Source organism: Pseudobutyrivibrio ruminis HUN009 (assembly GCF_000703005.1).
In the GTDB taxonomy this organism is placed as follows: Bacteria; Bacillota; Clostridia; order Lachnospirales; family Lachnospiraceae; genus Pseudobutyrivibrio; species Pseudobutyrivibrio ruminis_A.
Map to the genome: position 1 here is coordinate 189,164 of NZ_JNLH01000001.1, position 23,205 is coordinate 212,368.

Here is a 23,205-nt window from a genome sequence, read left to right on the forward strand (position 1 = left end):
TTGATTGCAACCAGATATCAATTAAAGACACTTTAACTAGGAGGATTATTATGGAATTCCAACAGGTTATTGACGCTAGACAGAGCGTTAGATCATTCAACGGTAAGCAAGTTTCTGAGGAAATCCTACGCGAGATGGTATCAGCTGCATCAGCTGCACCTTCTTGGAAGAACACTCAGACATCTCGATACTACTGCATTTCTACTCCAGAGCAGGTAAGCAAATTCAGAGAGACTGTTTTACCTGATTTTAATCAGAACAGCACAAAAGATGCCACAGCGTACGTTGTTACTACATTCCAAAAGAATGTTTCTGGATTTAACAAAGCTACAGGAGAGGCCGACAACGAAGTTGGAAATGGCTGGGGCGCTTATGATCTTGGTTTGCACGACATGTTGCTCTGCGCAAAGGCTGTTGAGCTTGGTGTAGACACACTTATCATGGGCTTAAGAGATGCAAAGGTTGTTGCTGATTTCTGTGGCATTCCAGAGGACGAGCAGGTTATGAGCATCATTGCTGTTGGTTACAGATCAGAATCTGTTACTAAGAAGCCACCTCGCAAGAATATTGAAGATATTGCAAAGTTCATATAGTTAACGAAAAGAGGCCATCCAAATGGATGACCTCTTAATTTTTTATTTTGAACTCAAGTCTATATCCTCAATATTATACATTACTAGAGGCTCGTTGTTGTAAACTACGGCGACCTTAGTAGTATTAGGATATAGGTATGCGTTAGTTATAAACACTTCTTCATTAGTCATAGACAAATCCCTATATGACCTGAAAGTTAGATTTATTATTTCCCCATTGTTAGAATAATCTATGGCACACCCACCCATACTTCTGTAAAAAGGCAAATCCGTTGCAATAATAAAGTTTTTCCCATCGTACTGAAAAGTTTTTATTTGATTGGCAGAAGATATATCCATCCACTTTGTTTTATGCAGCGCAAATCCCATTAATACGATTAATATAGCAATAAATATATATGCAAATTTGAGCTTTTTACTAAGGTATTTTCTTTGTACTGTGTCAGTGGAAATTTTTTCTACCACTGCTGCATCCCCTTTTAACAATGTGTCTAACGGAATTTCTAATATATCTGACAGCGACACTATTACCTGTAAATCTGGATAATTTCTTTCGATTTCCCAATTTGAAATAGCTGATCGTGATACGCCTATTTTTTCAGCAAGCACTTCTTGGCTCATATTCAATTCTGTGCGCCTTTGCTTGATTCGACTTCCAATACTCATCATTCCCACCTCCTACGATTACATTAAAGGTTTTGCATTGAAAGTACAATATAAGCTGACTTATTTTGTACGTCACAATTTGTGACATGCCTTAAAGTACCCCAGTTGTACCCCGTATGGGCCTAAGCGCGAGACGGAATTTTCTCCTTGCTTACACTTACTTATTTTCTTCCTCCTCGACCCATTCACGCAACTTCTCTTGTAGCAACTTCTTATCAGGCAAGTATAGCTTGTATTCTTGGGCGTAAATATTACTATTCTCTGGGAGAGTTAATTCTACAAGCTCTTGATCACTTTCTTTACACATCAATATTCCTATTGTTGGACGCTCATTTTCAGTTTTTTCATACCTATCATAATAGTTTACATACATCTGCATTTGGCCTAGATCCTGATGAGTAAGCTCATCAATCTTAAAATCTATAAGGACATAGCATTGTAAATATCTGTTGTACAAAACTAAATCTAAGTAGTAATTCTTTTCATTAAATACAAATCTGCGTTGTCTTTTTTCAAATAAGAAACCTTTACCCATTTCTAGCATAAAGTCTTGCATTTTACTCAAAATTGCATTTTCTAAATCACTCTCATGATATGCAGCTTTATCTTCTAAACCGGAAAATTCAAGTACATATGGCGTATGTAATATATCTTTAGGCTCATATGGAACATTTCCTTCATTGGCTAAGCGCATCACATCTTCTTTATCTCTGCTAAGAGCTATTCGCTCATATAAGCTCGAATTGTACTGACGTTTTAGCATCTTAACACTCCAAGCAGATCGATATGCTTCTTGCTCATAAAAAGTACGTTCATCGTCATTTTCTATACGCATAAGTATTTGATAGTGAGTCCAACTCACTAAAAAAGGCCAATTCCCCTTTATTGTCAATTGTCCAATCGGCGATTGGACAATTCCACTATTTTGCAAATCTGGTAATTGTCCAATTCCAGATTGGACAATTTGAGAATCACGTTCTTTATATACCAAGTAGAACTGTCGCATACTCGCCACATTGCTTCTCGAAAAACCACGGCCATAGTTATTTGTTAAATATTCTGAAAGAGAATCAATTATCTTAGCGCCATAAGCCGCTCTGTCAGCACCATTTTGTTCTTCTTCTACAATATATTTTCCAATTTGATAGTTTGTATATACAATCAGCATATTAGCGACTGAACCAACTGCATTTCTTGTACTTTCTACAAGAGCACCTGCTTTTTGAAATAGTAATTCAAATCCTTCCGATAAATTTTTTGACATGATTATATGCTCCCTCCTATTGTAACGATAAAAAACAGTACCGCAAATACGATACTGACTATTTCATTGTCGAATGTAAATCAGAACAATGCTCTTTTAACCCGTTTATTAACGCTCTTAATCCAAGTAAAGATTCTACTTATTGGACTATGTTTTGGTGCGATTTTATCATTCGTGTCAACAGCTTGTAGAATATTGTCATTGGTAGAGTGTACCCTATAATCATAAGTTTTTATAACTGATAATGCCGGTCTTATTTTAATTCGTTTACAATAATTATTTTGTATATGGTATCCCCCTACAAATTGTCTTGTACCATCTGTAAGTCTTTTATAATTGTTATGTCTAAGCTGAACGTTTCCATCATTATCAAGAGATATAATTCTCCAAGTATCTTCTTTATATTTGATTGTCAATGTATTTTCAAATATAGAAGTAGTCATCCTATTAGTAACGTATATATCTCTAAGAACTTTAGTGCTTAAAAATGTATTATCAAAAAATGTACAATATCTTTTATAGTTTTTAGGATCTGTAGCTCCAATCCTAAGATATGCTTTGGTGGCGCAAGCCTTACACTGTGATAACTTTTCATCGTATTCATTCAAACATATAATATCTCTATCAGGATATTTTTGTATAAGTTTACATGTTTTATCATGTATTGAATTATCAGTAATCAGTCTAAAAAACTTGATTTTCTCATCACTCAATACTCTATGCCGCCAATCACTTTCTAAAAAGACACCATGATAACTATTATTTGTTTTGCTCATCGTCCCTCCTTGTATACCATTGGTATATTGATTGTATATTATTCCATTGGTATAATCAATGTTAAATTCAGGAGGATTATTGATGGCCGAGCTAAATATAAAAAGATTAATTGAATGTAGGGAAAAAAATGGAATTACAAAAATGGAAGCTGCAAAAAGGATGCAGCTTTCGCAACCAGCATATTTAAGATACGAGTCAGGAGAAAGAACTCCTTCAATTCAAACGATTAATGTAATTGCAAATGTTCTACATACATCGGTTGAATATTTGACCAATCAAACCGACGACCCAAGTCCAGTATCTTATACAATATATAAGGCATCTGATCCTGAATTATTCGAGCTAATTAGTCAATGCAAAGATAAAGAGCGAAATATAGTAAAAAGGATTCTTGCATATGCAACAATGTTAGGAACTAAGCCATAGAATCAAGTAGGGAAACATCTCGTCAAATTGCGCGAGACGGGGTGCGGGTGTCCGGTGGACACCTCTGCGAAGCAGAAGCACCGACCGAGCCGGCAGGCGAGACCTCGAACCTTCGAGGCCCGTATGGGCTACGCGCTCGACGGGATTAAGGAAACATCTCGATTTCATTTCGCAAGCTCATGAAATCAAGATAGGTCGTCCCGTCTCGATTAAAGTACTCATTTAGTATAAAAAAATAGGATCACCCATAAATGGATGATCCTATTTTTTTATACTAAAAGAGCGCGAGACGGGACTCGAATATTGGGCGTGTTCGAAAACACTAGTAAAAAGGAGGTTTGCAGGACTGTCATTTTTATTTGTACCCTTTTTGTACCCCTTTATATTATTACTATCCATTTTTGTCATCATTTTGAGTAAATAATGTATTTATAAAAGTACCAAGAAACTTAACATGTTCGATTGTAAAAACAGAACATTCGTGCTAGATTATTTATGCGGTTTAACCGTACTGAAAGTACCCATGACAGGGTGGTAGTCTCCCGAGCCTATATGGTATCTGAACAATTGGATACTAACGGAAGGGAGGTGGCGCCAGTGAGCGATTACGAAATCATAATGATAATGCTAGGTATCCTAGTATTGCCTTTCACGGCTTGTAGTTTTCTCCTCGCGTTGCTAAACTTTCTCGACAAGAGAAATAGTAAGCGCAAATAAAAATGCCTCTCCTGTCGGCCAACGGGAGAGGCTGTGCTCTTAATGAGCATTTAAATAGTTTCAACTCGTGAGCATCCACTTTGGAGTGGGTGCTTTCTTTATCTATAATATATCATCATTGATAAATTGTTTCAATCGTTTTTCTTATAATTAGATGGCACAACAATTTAATATATGGATTTAATGAAAAACTATGAATCTTTTCGTTAATTAAGATTTATCACTTTAGTGCCACATTTATCGCAGAAAACACTGTCAAATCTAAGTTTTGCCCCACACTTTCTGCAAAAAAGCTTTTCTTCATTATTTTCCTTAAGCATTTCCCCCTTAACAGGAGCAGCTTCTTTATTATGAATAATATCAGAAACAGTCTGTTCATTATGCATTGCTTCTGTAAATGATTGGGACGCTGTACTATTAGCTTCTCCTTTTGGAGTATCAGGCAATTGCAACACTTTTCTGGTAACTGTTACTAACTTGATAACTCTATCGCCATCGGAACAATAATTCTGATGATTCTCCTTTAGCTTTTCAAATAGTTCATTTGTTAGATTATACTGCATTATAATTTGTATAATATCTTCAAAATCAATAAGGTTATCATTATTTAAAATATCATCATTTTTTATAGAAAGAACTTCAGAATATTGTTTAACCAGGATTGCAAATTGCTCGTGAGAAACTCCAGCAATTCGATAATTATCATAAAAGTCTTTTGTATTCTTTATTATTTTTTTCTCAGGCTTATTTAAGTGATAATATTTTGCATATGCGCCACATAATGCAAATGCTCCGAATGTAACTAAGATTGCACTTGGTGCTATGCCAAACGTATACAACATAATCTCACGCAAAATGTGACATCCTAGAAAAATCAAAAAACAAATTAAATACAACATATATTCCCCTCCCCCTAATTAGTTCCATTAAAATCTGTGGTTTCTCCACATCGTGTACAAAAATAACTATCATTAGGTAGCACTGCTCCACATTTTCGACAGTAACGAACAATAGTATTGCTGTGATTAATAGCCAAATTGTTGTCTTTGCTACTTAATCCCCGATAATAATGATAGTATAGAATGCATCCCATACTGCAAATAATAAAATTAATAATACCTGTTATTATACTGCTATGGTTTATCATTGCATACACATCACCAAGAATGAATTGCGCAAGCACGATGAACAAAACTATAAACGACCATTTTCTATTAATCAAAATCATAACTATTGGAAGAATATTTAATATAAGCATTACAATGCAAGTGAATACAGAAACAAATGCTGTATAGCTATCAATTTCATTATTATTGAAAATAATAATCGACAATATTATCCTTGCACTGTAATACACTGACATAATAGAAAAATAAATAATATATATAATGTCAATCGTTTTTTTCATTTTGAAACCTCATTAATATCATTCAACAATAATTATTACATCAAAAGTTTGCCGATTAACATCATTAGAAAAGGTAACCACTGTCATTCCAGAATGCATAGGTTCAACAATCATTTTTGTAGATTCATTCCAAGAATTTTGAGCAAAATCGACGTACGCTGCTGGTCCGAATGAATCATAATCTATAGAAACATTTCCTCCATCTGACCAATATGCAGTTAGGTTAAATGTATAGTTTTTATCATTTTTGTTTACCAATATAATGCTTTCATCAGTATGAAAATTATTAGAAGCATACCCAAGTGTTGAATATTTTATTGTATTTATTAAATCATCATAATTACTAGCGTCAGCTTCACATTTTTCAAGTTCTGCTTGCAGATTTGCAATCGTAGAATTTAATTCATCATTCTCATCTTCTAAAGAAGTATTTGTTTCTTTTAGCGTTTCAAACTCAGTTAGTTTATCTTTGTTAACAATAAATTGAAAAACGTTAAGGCCCACTAGCAACGCAATTATCACTAGACATATACAAGTGATGATTACATTTTTTCTTCCAATTGCATTTGTTTTACCTACATCATTTTTTATGATAGTGTTTCCACACTTTTGGCAAAATACACTATCATCAGGTATTGTACTTCCGCAGTTATTACATACCATAATTCATCTCCTTATATAAATATTTGCGCATTAATTTGGGAAATCAGCTGCATCAATAGGATCTGTGTCCATGTTTCCATTTGCTACCGTATACAAAGTCACGGATGCACCTTGATAGTATTCATCATCAGTATAGAAAGTAAACACTGTATCTGCCTTATAATAACTACTAGAACTTCCAAATTTATCTTCTGGCCCGTAAAATGTTTCTCCACTACAATAATAAAAATCATATTTTCCTATTGGAATATCTATATCAAGGGTTTCTCCACCTTTGATATAAAAAGACATATCACTTTCATGATTTGAAGTGCCATCAGTTTCTCTACTAGTAGTAGAATAATCTGGAGCTCCAATATAATCCAAATATACATAATAGTCATATGTTCCAGATGTTTTTACTGTTAAAGGGCATACTCTTTCATACCCTGGCTTTACAAATATCTGGCCATTGTATGCGCTATATTCATTTAATTCCGCATCAAATGCTTCGTCAGCTGCTGCTTTTTCATTTACTTCATTATTAGAGGAAATACCTGCAATACAGAAAATTACCACCACTCCTATTAGCATTGCAATTGCTATCCTTATGTGTATTTTTGATATATTATTTTGAGTATAAATAGTGTTTATTCCAGGATTATTATTGTGAGAGTAAACTGTGCCGCTTCCAGAATTATTATTAAGATTATTATTACTTGATGTCATAAGATGTAATAATTTCTGCTTTAAGCTAGACGGCATATTATCATTGTGAATATTATTAAAATAATGTTGCGCTATGACAGAATGTGTTTCTAGAAGTAAAGTATAATTATTTTTACATTCATCGCAAAAATCAAAACCATCTACAACTTCAACATGGTTACAATCTTTGCCACATGCACTACATTTAAATCTATTGATATCACTACTGCTGTTAGCATCTATAATATTTGTTGTTTTGCAACTTTCATTTTCCATTTGATGTTCATTTGAGAGATTATTATTGCTTCGAGTATTTGTATTTAGCACATTCACATTATCATCTATACTTAAAATTTTCTCCCCACAGAAAGAGCAGAAAGAACTGTCATCAAGTATTTTTCTTCCGCATTTTCTACAATACATTTTGCCCACCCCTATATAAAAATTATTTGAACATTTTCTTTATTGATTTTAATTCCTTAATAGCCTTTTTTTGCTTCTTTTCCTCTGCAATATCATATGAAAAGATTTCTATAAGCCTGTGTATATGCCAATTTAGTCCTTCTTTATCAGAAACTAAATCTATTGAATTGATTACCAATGTGAATGCATCAGCATCTTCATACGGTATACCTCTTAAAAATGATTTGAAATCGGCGAACCATGTTTGTGAGGTGTATGCATTATATTTTATTAATGTACCTTTCAAACTTATTTTTGAAAGGTAAGCCTCATATTTATCTTCACAAAAAGAATCAATACTTTCTGCTAATAGTGCTTTTTCTTTTACAATTCTTTCTTCTTCAAGTATCTTTCTTATATTATGCTCAATGATGGTTGGACGTATTGATATAACCCAGAACCAATACAAAATTATAAAAAGCAAACTACCAATAGCAAAAAGTTTGTCTGAAAATGTACTTTCTCCTGCAAAGACTACAAGAAGTATAACTAAAGTTCCTAAACTTAAAGTTCCCCCAAACATTGCCAAGTAGGTACCTGCTCGTTCAGAATCTCTTGAATAGTCAGTAGCTCGTTTGCTTTCTGGATAATTGCGATAATAATACGTAATTCGCAAAAATACCCCCTCCTTTATCAATGTTTTCTAAAACTATACTATCACTAATTCTAAAACTATTTGTGATTTTTTTTCTTAGAGTTCTTTCTACTTTGAACAGCATTTTTATATTTCTTAGATTTCAGCATAATGCTTTTTAGCACGTCCTCCTGCTCCTTAGTAAGTGCTGACCTAGGAATATCGTGAATCTTACAAGTTGTCAGAATAAAAGTATTAGCCAAGTCCTCATCATAGCAATTAATGTCTTTCAATTTTTCTTTAAACATTTTACTGAAAGACACATCGGTAGAAGTCTCAGCATCCTTTTTATGTAATTCGCGCAAATCATCTAAAATGGGTTTCAATGTGGACTGTATTCTGTTCTGGAAATATAAATCTTCCTCGAATTTACTTACTTCAAGCACTCTATTTACAATATCATCCTTTTCCTTTGGCATATCATGTAATATTTCTTCTCTATAAGTATTAATAGAGGCTGATAAAGCCTGAAATAGTATTCCAGCATTCCCATCTACGTATATCTCTATATCGGCTAACAGATTTTTAAACTCTGGGTGCTTCATTAATTCAGCTAACAAACGATTATTCAACTTATTACTTTTCAGCAAAGCCAATGTTTCGGAGTCTAAACCTAGTTCAGCTATTTCTATATTTACATTTTCTCTGATGGGCGATTTATCAAAAAGATAATCCAAAGAAACACCATAGAAGTCTGCTAGCTTTACCAAATTAAAATGAGGAATACCAAGTGTATCATCACTTTCATATGTAGAAATTGACGAACTTGAGATTCCTGTTGCTGAAGCAACATCGTCCTGAGTTAGTTTTCTTTCCGCTCTTAAATCTCGCAGTCTTTCTGATAGTGTCACCTTAGTTTTCATTTAGCTAATCCTCCAATCAATTATAAAAAAAGTATAACAGTTTTAAATATCTATAGAAAGAATGGTGGCTATCCGGAATCATGGAATATTTTTGATATCCACAAAAATTCCTACATTCTGGATATACGGGAAACCCATTTAAAAAATGTCATACTCACATCATAAAAACTGAATGAGCATTCCAAATGAATACGATTTCGGAAAAGCTAAGCGATAATGTGAAAACGGAGCGAGCCAAGAATAAGAAAACGACACAGTCCAAAACAGTCCACGAGGCTAAAGAACCCAGAGGTTACCTGTCAGGAAAACATTTGGTGAGATGACACGAACAACGAATGTACCCCAATTGTACCCCTTTAATAAGTGAGTGGTATGAGGGTTTTGAAAGGCAGCAAGTTTTATAGCTGCCTTTCTTTTATTGAAAAAGCAAAATTGATTTTTCAATAAATCCAGAACTAAGAAATGATGATTATCCACTGTAAAGATAATCATTATTTCTTTGCTCTGGAGCAGTGTGCAGAGGCTGCAAGCCTTTGCAATTGAAAATGAATGCATGCATTTTCAACGAGGGTCAAGGGAGCAGCGCTCCTTTGTCGGGTCGAGGGTGACACCCCGCCCAATAACCTGTTGAGCATCGACAGGTAGTATTGGGTATTGCCCGTCGAAACTTGAATTTTGAGGAAGACGTCCTTCGGGCAAAAGCCTCAAACGATTCACTACTATTTTTTTAGAAAGGAAGATTTTATGCGAGCAACAAGACACAATGGAAGGGCTGGTTCTTATGGCGTTTTTAATCCAAAACATAACGATAGAGAATTTGACCTTGATAATAATCCAGACATTAATCCTGAAATGACTCCTTACAATATTTATTGGAATTGCTTCCAAGGATTTACCACTCATAAAGACAAAGGAAAGAACTGGATGAACTTCCACGAAGTGGAACTCAATTACTACAGATTGCATTTTTCTGATTGGCTAGATGATCAAAATGAAAGACATGTTAAAGCTGGACACAAGAACAGAGTTAAAGAAATGGAACAGATTGTCAGTAACAGACAAAGATGTCCTGAGGAAACAATTTATCAAATTGGAAATATGGAAGAAACAATTGATTATGAAATTCTTGCAAAGATAGTTTCTGAGACTATTCAAGAAATTAACAACCGTTATGGTCAGTATGTTACTACTCTTACTTGGGGACTCCATGTTGATGAAAAGACTCCTCACATTCATGAAAGGCATGTTTTTCATTCTCCAAATGAGAAAGGTTTTGACATGCCAGTGCAAGATAAGACTTTAGAAATGATGGGATTTGAATTGCCCGATAAGACAAAGCCTAGAGACAAATTCAACAATAGAAAGGTTAGCTATGATGAAGCATGCAGAAAAATATTTTTGGAATGTTGTAGAAAGAATGGATTAGAAATAGAAGCAGTTCCAATTTATGGTGGAAGAAAACATTTAGAAAAAGCCGAATTTATCAATAGCCAGATTAATCTAAAGAACCAGGCTCTCATTATTGAAAATGGAAAGCTTCTTTTTGATAATGACAAACTTAAAGAAAAGCAATCTGAACTTGAAAACAAAATTGCTGATGAGGAGACACTGGTAAAAAACATTACTGATATCGCATACGAAAAAGCATGCACTGTTTTGGTAGATGAAATTGTAGAAAAATCTAATATTGAAGAAATGACTCAGATTAAGAAACTCAGAAATTGGATTTCCTCAGATAAATGTAAAGCTCCAAAAAAATCGAAGCAGTTTGCCATAGCTCAATTTGATTTACTAGATAGCCTTATTAAGAAAGCAAAGCAAAACATTGTAAGTAGAATTAAAGCAACTCTAGCCTCTCCTGAAAAGAAAGAAGCACTAGTAAAAGAAATAAACGATAAGGCTAAGCCAAGCATAATAGCATTACTAAATCAGCATAAGACTAAGGTTAACGATAACAAGCCAGATAAAAAGCACAAGCATAGTATCAGCGAGGTAGAACTATAATGAATGTATTTAATGTTGCAAAGGCAGCTGTATCCGCTAAGGATGTAGCTGCCTTTTGTGGAATAAATATCAATAGAAACAATATGTGCCTCTGCCCATTTCATAATGACAAGCACCCTAGCATGAAAATAGATAAAAGATATTTTTGTTTTGCCTGTGGAGCTAAGGGTGATGCAATTGATTTTGTTTCCGCATACTTTGGGTTAGGTTTGAAAGATGCAGCCATCAAGATATGTGATGATTTTAATCTATCTTACGACAGCAGTTATCATCACCCACCACAAAATATAAAGCCTAAGAAATCTGATGAGCAGATTTTCAAGGAAGCAAATGATTACTGTTTTAAGGTTCTATCAGATTATTTGCACCTATTAAAAGAATGGAAAATTGAATATGCGCCTAAGGATGAATCAGAAGAATGGCATCCTTATTTTTGCGAAGCTCTGAATGAAATCAGCCATGTAGAGTATCTGCTAGATATCTTACTTTACGGCGAGGTTTCGGACAGAGCTTTTTTAATACAAGACTATAGAAAGAAGGTGATTGATATTGAGCGACGAATTAATGAACATACCGCAAGACGTAAGGCAAACGATAAAAGATTTAGCCGCATGCATGGAGAGTGCCGCTGATGATGCCAATTGGTTTGATGGCAAGAAAATAGATGAAGTAGCCTTTTGTAATTGGTTTATAACAAAGCATCCGCTTAAATATGTTGGTGGTCTTTTCTATGACATTGATGGTGTCATGAAAAAAGAACGCCTTGAAAAAGAAATTGTGGATGAACTAAAACCATATGTTAAATCTGCGCTAGTACGAAAGGCAAATCAGATAATTGATGCTCTTCGACTTGAAGCTATGTGTGATGAGCTTCCTAAACACACTGATAGAGTGCATTTCAAAAATGGCACATTCTTTTTGGAAGGTGGCTTTATACCTGATAAAGAGTTTTGTTCTAACAGGTTGCCTATCAGCTATAACCCAAATGCAAAATCACCTGATACATGGTTAAAGTTCTTAGATGAGCTTTTGTATCCAGAAGATATACAGACACTTCAGGAATTCATGGGATATACATTTATTCCTACAACAAAAGCCCAGGCCATGCTGATGCTCATAGGAAGTGGTGGTGAAGGAAAATCTAGAGTTGGTGTTGTATGCAGAAATCTTCTTGGTGACAACATGAACATCTGTGGAATTAATAAACTATCCTACGACAGGTTCTGCCCTGCAGATCAAGAAGGAAAACTTCTTATGATTGACGATGATATGAAGATGGAAGCTCTATCTGATACTGGAACATTAAAAGCCATTGTAACAATGGAAGACAAAATGGATTTGGAACGTAAAAGTCAGCAAAGCTATCAGGGTTATCTATATGTACGAATCATGGTATTTGGCAATGGTGCTCTCAGCTCTCTTTATGATAAATCAGATGGATTTTATCGAAGACAAATAACAATCCGTGTTAAAGATAAGCCTGTAGGACGAACTGATGATAGAAACTTATCAGAAAAGCTTGCCATGGAAACAGAAGGTATCGCTCTATGGTGCCTAGACGGACTAAAACGCCTGGTAAATAATGGATTTCATTTTTCAATCAGCGACAGAACTATTCAAAATCAAAACGAAATGAGGATTGATGAAGACAGTATAATGGATTTCTTTGAATCCGAAGGCTATGTTGAATTTTCGCCAGAGGCAATAGCCACCACTAAAGATTTATATGAAGCCTACACCATGTGGTGTGCAGATAACCTTATAAAGCCACGCTCAGAAAATTCATTTTCAAGAGAAATAAAGCAGCGTGCTAACAAATTAGGAATTACCTATCTAAAAAATGCGACTATAGGCAACAAAACATCAAGAGGCTACAAAGGAATATGTGCTCTGCATACCCTTAAGGATGTGCCATTTAAGAATGATAAAGGCTCATAGGCATATAGGCACAGCCTTTTCAGTCACTATACATTTTTTTGTTTTATTTTTTTGTATCAACTTAGAAAATTGGTGCCTATATGCCTAGATACTGATAAACAAAGGGATTGCAGTTCTTCTACCGTGCCTTATTGGTGCCTAACGATGTACCTAGTGTGCCAAAAAAATACGAAAGAAAGGAGGTTGCGACAAGAATCTTATGTATGATGCCGAAATTCAATCATTGCGAACTGTGATTAACAGCTATACAATTAATGGCGACAGTCCTGCATTGATTAACGATATGAAATGCAAACTAGAACGTAAATACGAAGAAGCACTAAAAGATGTGCATCACAACAAGTTATGCCAGCTGTCCGATGGACGTTGGAAAACAAAGAATCCACAGATTGCCAGAAAGACTCGCTTTGAACTTTTAGAAGCACTCTATGAGTACTATTTCGGCACTAAGATTCTTACCATTGCAGAAGTCTTTGAACAATGGATTGAGGAATACAAGCAGGATACCCTTCTTGGGCATAGGTCTATTCTCACATATGAAAGATATAAAAGTGATTGGATTAGATTCTATGATGGTTCTGCCCTTGCATCAATGAATATCGGTGATGTAAAGGTTTCAACAATCAAGAGTCATTACAAGGCTATCTGTGCAAATGGAGCAATCTCCAGAAAGACTCTTAACAATGCAAAAACAATATTAAATCATGTTTTTGACTTTGCTGTAGACCATGATTATGTTTCTGCCAATGCAGCTCGTTCTGTCAACACCAGAGACATTCACTGCAAGGAAGTTAACAATGAATTAAAAGTCTACTCCAATGAAGAGCGTGAAAAGATAATCACTCAGGCTGAGCTCGAAGATGATGTTTTTGCAAGAGCTATCATCCTTATGTTTTGTTCGTGTACACGTATTGGTGAAATCAGAGCTCTTAAATGGGAAGATGTGGATTTTGAAAACAGAACAATGTATATCCACAGGGAAATGGTCAGAAGGAAGGATTCCAGCGGGCATGAGTATTTTGAATGTGTAAATCACACTAAATCAGGTCTAAAGGAAGGCAATCGTATGCAACCTTTATCTGATAAGGCTGTTGAAGTTCTTAAGACTCAGAGGCGAGCTAATCCCTTTGGAGAGTATGTATTCCTTTACAAGGCAGCACCACTTGTATCAAACACTATCAATCATCATTTGATGAGGATATGTGAACGAGCAGATGTGCCTTACATGTCTAGCCACAAGATAAGATTCTGGTCAGTAACTAACATGTATGCAAATGGAATGCAGCAAGCTGATATTCAGCGAATGGCAGGTCATGCCGATCCAGCTACAACAGACCACTATAAGAGAGTATCACGACTTGGTGATATTGATACTGATAGTTGGAATGAGATGTTTGGATAATGACAAAATAAGTAAAAAAATAAGGGCTATAAGCCCTAAAACAACGAATGTACCCCAGTTGTACCCCTTGTTTTGCAAAATAAAAAACTCACAAATGCGATAAAATCAACATTTGTGAGCCTTTCTGAGAGAGCGCGAGACGGGACTCGAACCCGCGACCCCCACCTTGGCAAGGTGGTGCTCCACCAACTGAGCCACTCGCGCATTTTTGAAACAAATCTCAGCCAACTAGGCTGTTGTTTCCTCAACAACAATGGTTATTCTATAGGAATTCTAAGGATAAGTCAAGCACTTTTTACACAATTGTTTATATTTTTTTATAATGCTAAAATCATAGATATGAAAGCAATGGAATTAGCCAAAGACTATGTTCAAATCAAAGATGATAATGGCAAAATAATCGGCTGTGGTTTTAATCAATCATGGCTTAGTAATACTGACCTTAAAGGCCTTAGCAATCAAGGTTGCGGTATGATTTCAGCAATCGATTGTGGCCTTTATCTTGCGAATAACACTTCTATTTCTAAGCAGGATTATCTCCAACTTTGCCGCACCTTTTCTAGTACTATCGTATTTACGAAGTTGTTTACCAGGGAATTCTTCGGCACAATTTCCATTGGCATTCTGCCATTTCAAATATGCAGATATATTAATTCCATGAGATTCATTCGAATGAAAGCAAAATGGAATGGTATTCATGGGCACAGAAATATGCTTTCTACCATGGAAGAAATGCTCGGCAACAACATCCCTGTTATCTGGGGATTGTATCGATATAATCACAGAATCACGCTCTATTCCTATGATTCTACAAATGATACATATAAAGCTACCGCATCCACTAATAGTCACTACGTAAATGCGATAGCTATTATTCATAACGATACCCAAATCCACAATACAATGATAAAGGTTTCATCCTGGGGACAAATCTTCTATATAGATTATGATGAATATCTTGCATATGTAGGCAATTCAATCATAAGCAAGTTTTGCTCAAATATAGTGGTTATTGATTCCGTCTGTTGATATTTTTACTAGTATCAATGGTGCTGGCTCGCTGCACTGCACTATTTCCATATTTTCCTCTTATGGAATCCAGTGTAGAGTCCAATGCCTTTCTCTTCTCTTTATTCTCATCCTGAAATAACGACATCTGCTCAAATCCATCTCTTTCTATATCTGATAGAGACAGTCCCAACAGTCTAAGAGGTTCACCATGCCAGCTTTCTCTTATTAATTGCTTAGCAGTTTCAAAAATAATATCTGTTACATCTGTAGCTTCCTGAAGCTTTTTCTGATGTGATTTATTTACAAAATCAAGGTTTCTAAATGTGACACCTATGCATCTACATTTTCCCTCATCGGCTCTCATACGTGCTGCGACTACATCCGTCTGAGCCAAAAGCAGACGGTTGATACTTTCTATATCTACTAAATCTTCCTCAACCGTTGTTTCTGCAGAATATCCCTTTGCATCCTCTGCCTCCTGAAGCACTGGAGAATCATCTATACCATTTGCGTAATTATGAAAATGCACAGCCCCACGTTCTCCAAGAAGCATTGTCAATTGCTCTACTGGATATTTCGCCAATTCACCAATTGTAAATATTCCTAAGCTTCTAAGCCTTGCTGATGTAGATTTGCCGCATGTAAATAAATCCTCCACTGGTAAAGGCCACATTTTGCTTTCTATTTCATTTTGAAATAGGGTGTGCACCTTATTTGGCTTCTCAAAGTCGCTAGCCATTTTGGCACATAATTTATTAGAAGCCACACCCACATTAACAGTAAATCCAAGCTCTTTATAGATTCGATCCTTTATCTCATAAGCTGCAGCAATTGGATCTGGATAAATAAGATTCATACCAGACATATCCAAGAATACTTCATCAATTGAAAAAGATTGCATCGTAGGTGTATATTCCTGGCATATCGCTTTGAAGGCTCTGGAACATTTTACATACCAATCAAAATTGGAGCCAGCAATTACAAGATTAGGACATTTTCTAAGAGCACTGGAAACAGGCTCCCCAGTAACAATTCCATATTTCTTTGCAGGAATTGATTTTGCCGCTACAATGCTTCTTCTAGAATCTGGATCGCCACCAACTATTGATGGAACTTCACGCAAATCAGGCCCGCCATTTTTTAGCATCTCCACCGCAGACCAAGAAACAAAAGCACTATTAACATCAATATGAAATATTAATCTATCACTCATATAAAAAACCTCTAGCTTTATATTACACCATTATAAGCTAGAGGCAAACACATGTTTTATATTATTTTTTATATCTCCACAGTCTCTCCCAGAGAAAGCACTGCGTTTCTGACACAATCAGGGCATTCACAGAGCACCTGTCCTGTTGTGATTCCCTTTAAATCCTTGCAGATTGTAGCGCCACACTTTTCGTTAAACTTGCTTACGATTTCCTTAGAGTATCTAGGTGTGCCCTTTCCGTCAGTAGCCATACCAGCTACCATGACAACTCCAATAAGAGCACCACATGTGCTCTCCATACAGCCCATTCCTGCTGCAAAACCAGCAGCAAGCTTTGTAAGCTCCTCTGAAGAAATATCCATTTTATCTTCAAATACCTTAAGTACAGACTGTGTGCAATTGCACTGTCCTGTTGCCTTTAAATTAGCAGCTATATCAGCTCTTTCCTCTATTGTCATTACTTTGCTCCTTTTTCTTTTATCTGACATACGCCCTGAGTCATGGTTCCCATAGGGCAAAATGTACACCAGGTTCTTTCTTTATATAGTACCATTACTATAAGTCCAATCAAAGTAGATGTAAGCATCAGACTGTAAAATCCATATCCAAACTGAGCCACCCAATCAGGGAATACGCTTCCTGAATAGGCCCATTTCCAAGGCACTTTGAATGTCCAAAATAGTTTTATAGCTTTTCTTAGTGTGCCAGCACCTGCAAAAACTTGATATGTTTGGAATACCATGGTTCCAAACATAGTCATGAAAAATGTCAAAAATCCATATCGAAACCATTTTGAAGAAAGCCACTTTGGCGCAGGTTTCTTTCTGGAACATCCTACATTTCTACCTAATACCCAAAACAGCTGCCCTCTTCCACACATATTGTTGCAGAACCATTTGTTGCCACCTACTATTGCAAATATCAGCGGCAGGATAAAATCAATTAATCCTAGCCATGCAAATAAAATATTAAAAAATCCTAGTGCGAAATAGATGATGCTCCAAATCCAAAGGTAATTGTACCAATGCTTTTTCTTATTAGCCATTTATCACATCCCTCTCTTTCACTTCGATAACACTTGCAGGACATGCTTTAGCGCACAATCCGCACCCCACACATAGATTTTCATCTACAATGGCATAACATCCTTTGTAGATAGATATAGCTTGCCTCGGGCACTGCAGCCTACAAACACCGCATGCAACGCAGCTTGCTACATTTACACTTGCTTTTTTCTTTGCCATTTAAACTTCCTTTTACTTTTTACTTGTATTTTTTAACCGATATGCCTATTATAGGTGGTACGAAAAACTTATCAAGTACGCAATTTTTATTAACCTAGTAAGGAAAAACTGACTATGAAAAAAGAACCATTATGTGATGAAATCGCCGGCGAAGGCTGCGGATTAAAGAAAGTACTTAATATTGTAGGTGGCAAATGGAAAATCATGATCTTATGTGTCATCGACAATAACGAAATTGTAAGATATGGAGATTTACGCCGCTCAGTATTTGGGATTACAAACACTATGCTGGCTCAATCTCTAAAAGAATTAGAAAATGATGGATTGGTTCATCGCACTCAGTACGATGAAATGCCAGTAAGGGTAGAGTACACTCTCACTGACAAAGCCAAGTCCATGATACCTATTCTTCTTCAATTAAAAAAATGGGGAGAGGAAAATCTGTAAAAAAGAGCACTCCAATCTTTCGGAGTGCTCCTTCTGTTTATTTTATTTGTTTATATCCTAACTACTTTCTCTTATCTAAATTACTAGCAACTTTCATTCCAACATTTTGAATAATCTGGAACAAGATAATCAAAAGAATAACAGTGACAATCATAATATCTGTCTGCCATCTGTAGTAGCCATAGCGAACGGCGATATCACCAAGTCCGCCACCACCAACTGTACCAGACATTGCAGAATATCCAAGGATATTTCCAGTTGTGATAGTAGCACCTACAATAAGAGATGTGCGGGCTTCAACAAGCATTACCTTAAACACAATATCCCAATTGCTTGCGCCCATTGACTTTGCAGCCTCAATAACACCTGGGTCCACTTCATTAAGAGAAGACTCTACCATACGTGCAATATAAGGTGCAGCGCAAACTACAAGAGGAACAATTGTAGCTGTTGAGCCGTAGCTCTTTCCAACAACAAATCTTGTAAATGGAATTAATAAAATAAGAAGAATAAGGAATGGTATTGAACGAACTACGTTACATATAACATCCAAAATTCTATAAACTACTACGTTAGGCTTAAGGCCATCCTTGCTTGTGACCTTGAGAAGAATTCCAAGTGGTAATCCTAAAATATATGCAATTAAAGTAGAAACAATTGTCATGTAAAGAGTATCACGAATACCCTCTAAAATCATATTAATAACCTGTGAATCAAACATCTCCAGTCACCTCCTCAATTTCAAGGCCTCTTTCCTTAAGATAAATAATGATATCCTCCTGAAGCTGTTCATCCTCTGGAAGTCCAAGAATCATTTCGCCCTTTGCAAAACCGCCAACATTCTTTGTGTCTGCACGAAGAATGTTAACTGCAGTCTGGAATTTTAATACCATGTTTGCAATAACAGGCTCGAAAGAAGAATTCTCTGTAAATACAATACGAATCTTTCTTTCGCCATTGAGAGTCTCTACTGTGCCACCAGACTTTTCGCTATCACCACGAAGGATAAGCTCTCTAGCCGCACTAGACTTTGGATGATTAAATACATCCTCTACTAATCCATTCTCTACTACCTGGCCCTTTTCAATGATTGCAACCTTGTTACAGATTTCAGATACAACTGACATCTGGTGAGTGATTACAACGATTGTAATACCATACTTTTTATTGATATCTCTAAGCAACTCTAAAATAGAAGCTGTTGTCTGTGGATCGAGGGCTGATGTTGCCTCATCACAGAGAAGAATTCTAGGATTGTTTGCAAGAGCTCTAGCGATAGCCACACGCTGACGCTGACCACCTGAAAGCTGAGCTGGATATGCTTTTGCCTTGTCGGCAAGGCCTACTACTTCAAGTAATTCCTTTGCTCTTTTTCTGGCATCTGCTTTTGAAACCTTCTGCAAACGAAGTGGGAAACAGATGTTATCCAAAACATTTTTCTGCATAAGAAGATTGAAGCTTTGGAAAATCATAGCAATCTGGCTACGCTCAGCTCTAAGCTCAGCCTCTGAAAGCGCACCAAGATTTTTATCTCCAATCCAAACCTCTCCGCTTGTTGGTCTCTCTAAAAAGTTAAAGCATCTTACAAGGGTACTTTTACCTGCGCCTGACATACCGATGATTCCATAGATATCACCTGTTTCAATTGTAAGATTAATGTCTTTTAACGCATCGACCTTTGTCTCTGACTGATCGAAGGTTTTCGATAGGTTTTTTACAACAATTTCGTTCATATTTTTTCCTTTATTTTTAGTAATCAAAAGTAAAAACAAGTGTAGTAACACTACACTTGTTTAGATTAACCTTTGTCTTTATATTGGTCAAGTATATGACTTATTTTTCGTAGAATACTACTGCTCCATCATATGTATCCTCGATGAATTTCTTGATTTCATCAGACTTAAGCACTGATACAAGAGCCTGAATCTTTTCATCATTCTCATGTCCTTCGTATACAGCGATGATGTTTACATATGTCTCAGCTGCAACTGAATCTGAAGCCTCATATGCGATTGAATCCTTAGCAACTGAGTAGCCTGCCTCAAGTGCATAGTTACCATTAAGAACTACATAAGCAACCTCACCAACTACACGTGCTACCTGAGCAGCCTCAAGCTCCTGGAATTCAAGGTTGTATGGGTTCTCTGTGATATCGTTAACTGTTGCCTCAAGACCAACGCCATCCTTTAATGTAAGAAGACCATTGTCCTGAAGAAGTAAAAGTGCTCTAGCTTCGTTTGTTGTGTCGTTTGGAATTGCAACAACATCACCATCTTCTACATCATCAAGTGATGACTTTGTGCCAGGGTAAATTCCGAATGGCTCATAGTGAATATCACCAGCATCTACAAGATGTGTTCCGTGCTCCTCGTTGAAGCTATCAAGATAAGGTACATGCTGGAAGTAGTTTGCATCAAAATCCCCTGACTCTACAACCTCGTTTGGCTGTACATAATCGTCAAATACTGTAACCTGTAAATCATATCCCTGCTCTGCAAGTAATGGCTTTGCAGCTTCAAGAATCTCTGCATGTGGTGTAGCTGATGCTGCAACTGTGATTGGCTCTAAATCCTCTGTAGCCTCTGTGCTTTCTGTTGTCTCCTCTGATGATGTGTCTGCTGCATCTGAACTTCCACAACCTACAAGTGCCCCAGCCAATACAACACCTGCTAATGATACGCTAGTAATCTTCTTTAATAAGTTGTTTTTCATATTTGTCTCCTCCTTCAAGCCCATTATTTATATTGGGGTTTTGTTTCGTATTTGTTTATGAATGAGACTTTAACACACCACAAACTCTACTTCAATACTGTTCATTATACCTAGATTTAATAGCTGGCTATCAATTTTATTTATAACCAGCATTTTCTTCTTCCAATGCTTTGTTTTTAGGGGAAAATGAACTATAATTTTTTTAACTAAATATATGTTTATAGGTAGAATGATATGAAAAAGAAAATATTTATTATTTTTATTCTAACACCTGCAATTCTATTTGTTACTACCGCTATCATCCTTGGAATATACGTTTCAAACCAATCTGATCTTGTATATTCCGAAGTTTTTGTTGAAGCCGGTACCTCAGATTGCGATGTAACAGAATTTCTAAAGGATCCAACCACCTCCGCCAGGTTTTCAGATGATTCTGTTTTTGATCCAAATGTACCAGGTGATTATGAGCTTACTATCATATGTACGAATTCAAGAGGAAGGGAACGCTCCTTTACCTCCACCTTGCATGTGCAGGATACCACAGCGCCTACTGTTACTCTTTCAGCAGACTCTATCGATATGTACACCACAGCTGATATTCCAACAGCCGCTGATTTAGTTGAATCTGTAAACGATGCGAGCAACTGCACCATTGATTTTGCTGATACATACGACTTTACAACAGAGGGCTCATTCAATGCCACAATAGTTGTCACAGATGCATCTGGCAATCAAACCACTGAGACAATTCCTTGCACTGTTAGAAAGGATTCCACCCCACCTGTCATTACAGGCGTAGAACCAATTGAAATCACCCAGGGCGATACAGTTTCTTATAAAAAGAATGTAGAAGTAACCGATGATTTGGATGATAATCCAACTCTTGAAGTTGACAGTTCAGAAGTTAACGTAGATAAACGCGGCACATACAATTTGACATATATCGCCACCGATTCTGCAGGCAACACAACCACTGAAACCACAACTGTAAAAATCGTTTCAGCAAAGATTGCCGAGGCTACAGAAGAAAATGTTAATGCCATGGCTGACGAAGTTCTTGCCGAAATCATTACAGATGACATGTCACAATACGATCAAGCAAAAGCTGTTTTTGATTGGGTAGTTGACAATATTCAATATTCCGAGTCAGCCGGAATAGATGACCTCTATTCTGCTGCCTATAAAGGTCTTCACAACCGTATCGGCGATTGCACAGTCAAACAGAAAACCGCTGAAGTCATGCTCAACAGACTTGGCATTAAAAACATGGAAATCGAAAAAATACGTGATTTCCGTGGACACTACTGGCTATTAATTGACATTGGCGAAGGCTGGTATCACTTCGATCCAAACTTACAACTGGATGGCACAAGAATATTCTATTGGCATGACGCCGACCTATGGGAATACTCAAACGCCCACAACAACACGCACAATTATGACCCTAGCAAGTATCCAACCATACAATAACAAACAATGAATTTACATAAAGGAGAACTACCAAAATGAAAAACAAAATTATCGCATTTGCGTTAATCGCAACTACTGCACTTTCACTTGTTGCATGTGGAGGCTCTAGCGACACAAAAGTCATCGAATCAAGCAACACTACATCCACTACAGAATCATCAAACAGCGGCTACGTATTTTCATACAATGGCACAACAATTCCAGTAGATGCTGATGCAGCACCTATCGTTGAAGCACTTGGCGATGACTACACTTACTTCGAATCTCCTAGCTGTGCCTCAGACGGTATTGGCAAGAACTATAAATACAACGACTTTGAAATCCAGACATACCCTGACGGAGACACAGACTTAATCCTCTACGTACTCCTTCGTACAGACAATGTAGCCACAGCCGAAGGCATCGACCTTTCAAGCTCTCGCGACGACATCATCGCAGCCTACGGCAATCCAACCGAAGAAGCTACCGGCTCCATGAAATACACAACCGACACAATGACTCTCGTCTTTGTATTCGACGGTGACAGCCTCGTATCCATCGAATACGATAGCCTAAAGAATTAAAGCAAAAGGACACCTTTTTAACTAGGTGTCCTTTTTTCTTG

The 23,205-nt window shown here is 36.5% G+C and carries 26 protein-coding genes and 1 tRNA gene; 10 read left to right on the plus strand and 17 right to left on the minus strand.

All coding sequences use genetic code 11. The features are described from left to right. Positions 1-50: 50 nt before the first annotated feature. Positions 51-593, plus strand: a complete 543-nt coding sequence (locus BO15_RS0100860) for a nitroreductase family protein (protein ID WP_033151636.1) — start codon at positions 51-53, stop codon at positions 591-593. Positions 594-635: 42 nt separating this feature from the next. Here the strand turns inward: BO15_RS0100860 and BO15_RS12950 are convergent, their stop codons facing one another. The 3 genes from BO15_RS12950 to BO15_RS0100875 all read right to left on the minus strand — a co-directional run bounded on the left by BO15_RS12950 (position 636) and on the right by BO15_RS0100875 (position 3,299). Continuing rightward, a complete protein-coding gene (locus BO15_RS12950) occupies positions 636-1,262 on the minus strand; it encodes a helix-turn-helix domain-containing protein (protein ID WP_052169693.1) in 627 nt (208 codons plus the stop codon). Positions 1,263-1,416: 154 nt separating this feature from the next. Next, on the minus strand, positions 1,417-2,523 hold the full coding sequence (locus tag BO15_RS0100870; RefSeq protein WP_033151637.1) for a PDDEXK nuclease domain-containing protein: 1,107 nt from the start codon (positions 2,521-2,523) through the stop codon (positions 1,417-1,419). An 80-nt stretch (positions 2,524-2,603) separates the two neighbouring features. After that, complete coding sequence (locus BO15_RS0100875; protein ID WP_033151638.1) at positions 2,604-3,299, minus strand: hypothetical protein; 696 nt, start codon at positions 3,297-3,299, stop codon at positions 2,604-2,606. An 82-nt stretch (positions 3,300-3,381) separates the two neighbouring features. On the opposite strand from BO15_RS0100875, the gene BO15_RS0100880 reads away from it, so the two are divergent. Continuing rightward, the gene (locus BO15_RS0100880) at positions 3,382-3,726 is read left to right on the plus strand and encodes a helix-turn-helix domain-containing protein (protein WP_033151639.1); all 345 of its coding nucleotides are present in this window, start codon (positions 3,382-3,384) and stop codon (positions 3,724-3,726) included. Positions 3,727-4,649: 923 nt separating this feature from the next. Here BO15_RS0100880 and BO15_RS0100885 read toward each other — a convergent pair. The 6 genes from BO15_RS0100885 to BO15_RS0100910 are packed head-to-tail and all read right to left on the minus strand — an operon-like array spanning position 4,650 to position 9,160. Further along, positions 4,650-5,342 (minus strand): zinc ribbon domain-containing protein, encoded by a 693-nt coding sequence (locus tag BO15_RS0100885; RefSeq protein WP_033151640.1) that lies wholly within the window; start codon positions 5,340-5,342, stop codon positions 4,650-4,652. Between the two features lie 14 nt (positions 5,343-5,356). Then, positions 5,357-5,851, minus strand: coding sequence for a zinc ribbon domain-containing protein (locus BO15_RS0100890; RefSeq protein ID WP_033151641.1), 495 nt, complete (start codon positions 5,849-5,851; stop codon positions 5,357-5,359). An 18-nt stretch (positions 5,852-5,869) separates the two neighbouring features. Continuing rightward, positions 5,870-6,514 (minus strand): zinc-ribbon domain-containing protein, encoded by a 645-nt coding sequence (locus BO15_RS0100895; RefSeq protein ID WP_033151642.1) that lies wholly within the window; start codon positions 6,512-6,514, stop codon positions 5,870-5,872. A gap of 30 nt (positions 6,515-6,544) precedes the next feature. After that, positions 6,545-7,624, minus strand: a complete 1,080-nt coding sequence (locus BO15_RS0100900; protein WP_033151643.1) for a zinc ribbon domain-containing protein — start codon at positions 7,622-7,624, stop codon at positions 6,545-6,547. 22 nt (positions 7,625-7,646) lie between these two features. Continuing rightward, complete coding sequence (locus tag BO15_RS0100905; protein WP_033151644.1) at positions 7,647-8,279, minus strand: hypothetical protein; 633 nt, start codon at positions 8,277-8,279, stop codon at positions 7,647-7,649. Between the two features lie 56 nt (positions 8,280-8,335). Further along, positions 8,336-9,160 carry a helix-turn-helix domain-containing protein gene (locus BO15_RS0100910; protein WP_052169694.1) on the minus strand — a complete coding sequence of 275 codons (825 nt, stop codon included), beginning with the start codon at positions 9,158-9,160 and terminating at the stop codon, positions 8,336-8,338. Positions 9,161-9,904: 744 nt separating this feature from the next. Between BO15_RS0100910 and BO15_RS0100920 the strand changes: the two genes are divergently transcribed. From BO15_RS0100920 to BO15_RS0100935, 4 genes are all read left to right on the plus strand, one after another. Then, positions 9,905-11,164: a plasmid recombination protein gene (locus BO15_RS0100920; RefSeq protein ID WP_033151646.1), complete on the plus strand. Its 1,260-nt coding sequence runs from the start codon at positions 9,905-9,907 to the stop codon at positions 11,162-11,164. Beyond that, on the plus strand, positions 11,164-11,796 hold the full coding sequence (locus BO15_RS0100925) for a CHC2 zinc finger domain-containing protein (RefSeq protein ID WP_033151647.1): 633 nt from the start codon (positions 11,164-11,166) through the stop codon (positions 11,794-11,796). Before BO15_RS0100920 ends, BO15_RS0100925 begins: the two co-directional genes overlap by 1 nt. Beyond that, complete coding sequence (locus tag BO15_RS0100930) at positions 11,729-13,102, plus strand: DNA primase family protein (RefSeq protein ID WP_242843739.1); 1,374 nt, start codon at positions 11,729-11,731, stop codon at positions 13,100-13,102. Before BO15_RS0100925 ends, BO15_RS0100930 begins: the two co-directional genes overlap by 68 nt. Positions 13,103-13,385: 283 nt before the next feature. After that, positions 13,386-14,504, plus strand: coding sequence for a tyrosine-type recombinase/integrase (locus BO15_RS0100935; protein WP_207641071.1), 1,119 nt, complete (start codon positions 13,386-13,388; stop codon positions 14,502-14,504). Positions 14,505-14,635: 131 nt separating this feature from the next. Here the strand turns inward: BO15_RS0100935 and BO15_RS0100940 are convergent. Beyond that, positions 14,636-14,708 (minus strand) — tRNA-Gly (locus BO15_RS0100940). Positions 14,709-14,843: 135 nt separating this feature from the next. On the opposite strand from BO15_RS0100940, the gene BO15_RS13445 reads away from it, so the two are divergent. Beyond that, positions 14,844-15,533 carry a hypothetical protein gene (locus tag BO15_RS13445; RefSeq protein WP_167541196.1) on the plus strand — a complete coding sequence of 230 codons (690 nt, stop codon included), beginning with the start codon at positions 14,844-14,846 and terminating at the stop codon, positions 15,531-15,533. On the opposite strand, the gene BO15_RS0100950 is transcribed toward BO15_RS13445, so the two are convergent. From BO15_RS0100950 to BO15_RS0100965, 4 genes are all read right to left on the minus strand, one after another. After that, positions 15,514-16,728, minus strand: a complete 1,215-nt coding sequence (locus BO15_RS0100950) for a DNA polymerase Y family protein (RefSeq protein ID WP_033151651.1) — start codon at positions 16,726-16,728, stop codon at positions 15,514-15,516. The two genes, BO15_RS13445 and BO15_RS0100950, sit on opposite strands and share 20 nt — an antisense overlap. Before the next feature lie 68 nt (positions 16,729-16,796). Then, a complete protein-coding gene (locus BO15_RS0100955) occupies positions 16,797-17,186 on the minus strand; it encodes a C-GCAxxG-C-C family protein (protein ID WP_033151652.1) in 390 nt (129 codons plus the stop codon). Further along, positions 17,186-17,773 (minus strand): 4Fe-4S binding protein, encoded by a 588-nt coding sequence (locus BO15_RS0100960; protein WP_033151653.1) that lies wholly within the window; start codon positions 17,771-17,773, stop codon positions 17,186-17,188. The genes BO15_RS0100955 and BO15_RS0100960 overlap by 1 nt, the downstream gene beginning before the upstream one ends. Beyond that, positions 17,766-17,972 carry a 4Fe-4S binding protein gene (locus BO15_RS0100965; RefSeq protein WP_033151654.1) on the minus strand — a complete coding sequence of 69 codons (207 nt, stop codon included), beginning with the start codon at positions 17,970-17,972 and terminating at the stop codon, positions 17,766-17,768. Before BO15_RS0100965 ends, BO15_RS0100960 begins: the two co-directional genes overlap by 8 nt. A 114-nt stretch (positions 17,973-18,086) precedes the next feature. Here BO15_RS0100965 and BO15_RS0100970 point away from each other — a divergent pair, with 114 nt between their 5' ends. Next, the gene (locus BO15_RS0100970) at positions 18,087-18,419 is read left to right on the plus strand and encodes a winged helix-turn-helix transcriptional regulator (RefSeq protein ID WP_033151655.1); all 333 of its coding nucleotides are present in this window, start codon (positions 18,087-18,089) and stop codon (positions 18,417-18,419) included. Positions 18,420-18,480: 61 nt separating this feature from the next. Here BO15_RS0100970 and BO15_RS0100975 read toward each other — a convergent pair whose 3' ends face one another. From BO15_RS0100975 to BO15_RS0100985, 3 genes are all read right to left on the minus strand, one after another. Beyond that, on the minus strand, positions 18,481-19,140 hold the full coding sequence (locus BO15_RS0100975; protein WP_033151656.1) for a methionine ABC transporter permease: 660 nt from the start codon (positions 19,138-19,140) through the stop codon (positions 18,481-18,483). Next, the gene (locus BO15_RS0100980) at positions 19,133-20,152 is read right to left on the minus strand and encodes a methionine ABC transporter ATP-binding protein (RefSeq protein ID WP_033151657.1); all 1,020 of its coding nucleotides are present in this window, start codon (positions 20,150-20,152) and stop codon (positions 19,133-19,135) included. The genes BO15_RS0100975 and BO15_RS0100980 overlap by 8 nt, the downstream gene beginning before the upstream one ends. 100 nt (positions 20,153-20,252) lie before the next feature. Further along, entirely contained in the window at positions 20,253-21,131 is an 879-nt protein-coding gene (locus tag BO15_RS0100985) for a MetQ/NlpA family ABC transporter substrate-binding protein (protein WP_033151658.1), read from the minus strand. A 234-nt stretch (positions 21,132-21,365) separates the two neighbouring features. Between BO15_RS0100985 and BO15_RS0100990 the strand changes: the two genes are divergently transcribed. Beyond that, positions 21,366-22,601 (plus strand): immunoglobulin-like domain-containing protein, encoded by a 1,236-nt coding sequence (locus tag BO15_RS0100990; RefSeq protein ID WP_033151659.1) that lies wholly within the window; start codon positions 21,366-21,368, stop codon positions 22,599-22,601. 35 nt (positions 22,602-22,636) lie between these two features. Then, on the plus strand, positions 22,637-23,164 hold the full coding sequence (locus BO15_RS0100995) for a hypothetical protein (protein ID WP_052169695.1): 528 nt from the start codon (positions 22,637-22,639) through the stop codon (positions 23,162-23,164). Positions 23,165-23,205: the final 41 nt, after the last annotated feature.

Coding starts and splice junctions, on each gene's coding strand:
- BO15_RS0100860 (WP_033151636.1), top strand. CDS start 51: ATGGAATTCCAACAGGTTATTGACGCTAGACAGAGCGTTAGATCATTC.
- BO15_RS12950 (WP_052169693.1), bottom strand. CDS start 1,262: ATGATGAGTATTGGAAGTCGAATCAAGCAAAGGCGCACAGAATTGAAT.
- BO15_RS0100870 (WP_033151637.1), bottom strand. CDS start 2,523: ATGTCAAAAAATTTATCGGAAGGATTTGAATTACTATTTCAAAAAGCA.
- BO15_RS0100875 (WP_033151638.1), bottom strand. CDS start 3,299: ATGAGCAAAACAAATAATAGTTATCATGGTGTCTTTTTAGAAAGTGAT.
- BO15_RS0100880 (WP_033151639.1), top strand. CDS start 3,382: ATGGCCGAGCTAAATATAAAAAGATTAATTGAATGTAGGGAAAAAAAT.
- BO15_RS0100885 (WP_033151640.1), bottom strand. CDS start 5,342: ATGTTGTATTTAATTTGTTTTTTGATTTTTCTAGGATGTCACATTTTG.
- BO15_RS0100890 (WP_033151641.1), bottom strand. CDS start 5,851: ATGAAAAAAACGATTGACATTATATATATTATTTATTTTTCTATTATG.
- BO15_RS0100895 (WP_033151642.1), bottom strand. CDS start 6,514: ATGGTATGTAATAACTGCGGAAGTACAATACCTGATGATAGTGTATTT.
- BO15_RS0100900 (WP_033151643.1), bottom strand. CDS start 7,624: ATGTATTGTAGAAAATGCGGAAGAAAAATACTTGATGACAGTTCTTTC.
- BO15_RS0100910 (WP_052169694.1), bottom strand. CDS start 9,160: ATGAAAACTAAGGTGACACTATCAGAAAGACTGCGAGATTTAAGAGCG.
- BO15_RS0100920 (WP_033151646.1), top strand. CDS start 9,905: ATGCGAGCAACAAGACACAATGGAAGGGCTGGTTCTTATGGCGTTTTT.
- BO15_RS0100925 (WP_033151647.1), top strand. CDS start 11,164: ATGAATGTATTTAATGTTGCAAAGGCAGCTGTATCCGCTAAGGATGTA.
- BO15_RS0100930 (WP_242843739.1), top strand. CDS start 11,729: ATGAACATACCGCAAGACGTAAGGCAAACGATAAAAGATTTAGCCGCA.
- BO15_RS0100935 (WP_207641071.1), top strand. CDS start 13,386: ATGAAATGCAAACTAGAACGTAAATACGAAGAAGCACTAAAAGATGTG.
- BO15_RS13445 (WP_167541196.1), top strand. CDS start 14,844: ATGAAAGCAATGGAATTAGCCAAAGACTATGTTCAAATCAAAGATGAT.
- BO15_RS0100950 (WP_033151651.1), bottom strand. CDS start 16,728: ATGAGTGATAGATTAATATTTCATATTGATGTTAATAGTGCTTTTGTT.
- BO15_RS0100955 (WP_033151652.1), bottom strand. CDS start 17,186: ATGACAATAGAGGAAAGAGCTGATATAGCTGCTAATTTAAAGGCAACA.
- BO15_RS0100960 (WP_033151653.1), bottom strand. CDS start 17,773: ATGGCTAATAAGAAAAAGCATTGGTACAATTACCTTTGGATTTGGAGC.
- BO15_RS0100965 (WP_033151654.1), bottom strand. CDS start 17,972: ATGGCAAAGAAAAAAGCAAGTGTAAATGTAGCAAGCTGCGTTGCATGC.
- BO15_RS0100970 (WP_033151655.1), top strand. CDS start 18,087: ATGAAAAAAGAACCATTATGTGATGAAATCGCCGGCGAAGGCTGCGGA.
- BO15_RS0100975 (WP_033151656.1), bottom strand. CDS start 19,140: ATGTTTGATTCACAGGTTATTAATATGATTTTAGAGGGTATTCGTGAT.
- BO15_RS0100980 (WP_033151657.1), bottom strand. CDS start 20,152: ATGAACGAAATTGTTGTAAAAAACCTATCGAAAACCTTCGATCAGTCA.
- BO15_RS0100985 (WP_033151658.1), bottom strand. CDS start 21,131: ATGAAAAACAACTTATTAAAGAAGATTACTAGCGTATCATTAGCAGGT.
- BO15_RS0100990 (WP_033151659.1), top strand. CDS start 21,366: ATGAAAAAGAAAATATTTATTATTTTTATTCTAACACCTGCAATTCTA.
- BO15_RS0100995 (WP_052169695.1), top strand. CDS start 22,637: ATGAAAAACAAAATTATCGCATTTGCGTTAATCGCAACTACTGCACTT.